The sequence below is a fragment of the Candidimonas humi genome, assembly GCF_019166065.1.
Lineage (GTDB): Bacteria > Pseudomonadota > Gammaproteobacteria > Burkholderiales > Burkholderiaceae_B > Candidimonas > Candidimonas humi.
In genome coordinates, this window is the sequence record NZ_JAHTBN010000022.1 from 1 (window position 1) to 2,126 (window position 2,126).

2 rRNA genes are annotated in these 2,126 nt (G+C 55.2%); both read left to right on the plus strand.

The window, feature by feature from the left end:
• Positions 1 to 1,812 (plus strand): 23S ribosomal RNA (locus KVP10_RS21120); the annotation flags it as partial.
• Between the two features lie 176 nt (positions 1,813 to 1,988).
• Positions 1,989 to 2,101: ribosomal RNA gene (gene rrf / locus KVP10_RS21125) — 5S ribosomal RNA — on the plus strand.
• The last annotated feature ends 25 nt before the right edge of the window (positions 2,102 to 2,126 follow it).

Sequence of the window (2,126 nt, forward strand, 5' to 3'; positions counted from 1 at the left end):
CCTTTAAAGAAAGCGTAATAGCTCACTGATCGAGTCGTCCTGCGCGGAAGATGTAACGGGGCTAAGCCAGTTACCGAAGCTGCGGGTGTGCACCGTAAGGTGTACGCGGTAGGAGAGCGTTCCGTAAGCCTGCGAAGGTGGCTTGTAAAGGCTGCTGGAGGTATCGGAAGTGCGAATGCTGACATGAGTAGCGATAAAGGGGGTGAAAAGCCCCCTCGCCGTAAGTCCAAGGTTTCCTGCGCAACGTTCATCGGCGCAGGGTGAGTCGGCCCCTAAGGCGAGGCAGAGATGCGTAGCTGATGGGAAGCGGGTTAATATTCCCGCACCGTCGTAGGATGCGATGGGGGGACGGATTGCGGAAGATCATCGGGGTGTTGGACGTCCCCGTTGCGACATTGGAGAAGGCGCTTTAGGCAAATCCGGGCGCGCAATTCAAGGGTGTTGCACGAGTGAGCTTAGGCTCGCGAAGTGATTGGAAGTGGTTCCAAGAAAAGCCTCTAAGCTTCAGTTCTACGAGACCGTACCGCAAACCGACACAGGTGGACGGGATGAATATTCCAAGGCGCTTGAGAGAACTCAGGAGAAGGAACTCGGCAAATTGATACCGTAACTTCGGGAGAAGGTATACCCCGGTAGTGTGAAGGGCCTGCGCCTGGAGCACGATGGGGTCGCAGAGAATCGGTGGCTGCGACTGTTTATTAAAAACACAGCACTCTGCTAACACGAAAGTGGACGTATAGGGTGTGACGCCTGCCCGGTGCCGGAAGGTTAAGTGATGGGGTGCAAGCTCTTGATCGAAGCCCCGGTAAACGGCGGCCGTAACTATAACGGTCCTAAGGTAGCGAAATTCCTTGTCGGGTAAGTTCCGACCTGCACGAATGGCGTAACGATGGCCACACTGTCTCCTCCTGAGACTCAGCGAAGTTGAAGTGTTTGTGATGATGCAATCTCCCCGCGGCTAGACGGAAAGACCCCATGAACCTTTACTGTAGCTTTGCATTGGACTGTGAACCGGCCTGTGTAGGATAGGTGGGAGGCGCTGAAACCGAGTCGCTAGATTCGGTGGAGCCGACCTTGAAATACCACCCTGGTTTGTTTGCGGTTCTAACCTAGGCCCGTTATCCGGGTTGGGGACAGTGCATGGTGGGCAGTTTGACTGGGGCGGTCTCCTCCCAAAGTGTAACGGAGGAGCTCGAAGGTACGCTAGGTACGGTCGGAAATCGTGCTGATAGTGCAATGGCATAAGCGTGCTTGACTGTGAGACTGACAAGTCGAACAGGTGCGAAAGCAGGACATAGTGATCCGGTGGTTCTGAATGGAAGGGCCATCGCTCAACGGATAAAAGGTACTCTGGGGATAACAGGCTGATACCGCCCAAGAGTTCATATCGACGGCGGTGTTTGGCACCTCGATGTCGGCTCATCTCATCCTGGGGCTGTAGCCGGTCCCAAGGGTATGGCTGTTCGCCATTTAAAGAGGTACGTGAGCTGGGTTTAAAACGTCGTGAGACAGTTTGGTCCCTATCTGCCGTGGGCGTTGGATACTTGACGGAGCCTGCTCCTAGTACGAGAGGACCGGAGTGGACGTACCACTGGTGTATCGGTTGTCATGCCAATGGCATTGCCGAGTAGCTATGTACGGAAGAGATAACCGCTGAAGGCATCTAAGCGGGAAACTCGTCTGAAGATTAGGTATCCCGGGGGCGTGACCCCCCTGAAGGGTCGTTCGAGACCAGGACGTTGATAGGCTGGGTGTGGAAGCACAGTAATGTGTGTAGCTAACCAGTACTAATTGCCCGTGCGGCTTGATCCTATAACTCTGTGGGTTATGAGGCCAAGTGCCGTTCAAAACAAAGACAAGAGGTCTTGCAGGCATGCAAGGCCCCGATCGCAACCCGAGCCTCGCACGTGTCAGACGTGCGGGTGTGCTTCTTCCCAGATTGGCGGTGGCGCTGCAGTGACCCTGCAGCGATGCCGCAACCGGTTACGCTTGATGACCATAGCGAGGTGGTCCCACGCCTTCCCATCCCGAACAGGATCGTGAAACGCCTTTGCGCCGATGATAGTGGACGTACGTCTGTGAAAGTAGGGCATCGTCAGGCTTTTATACTGCTGCGCCCCGAAGAG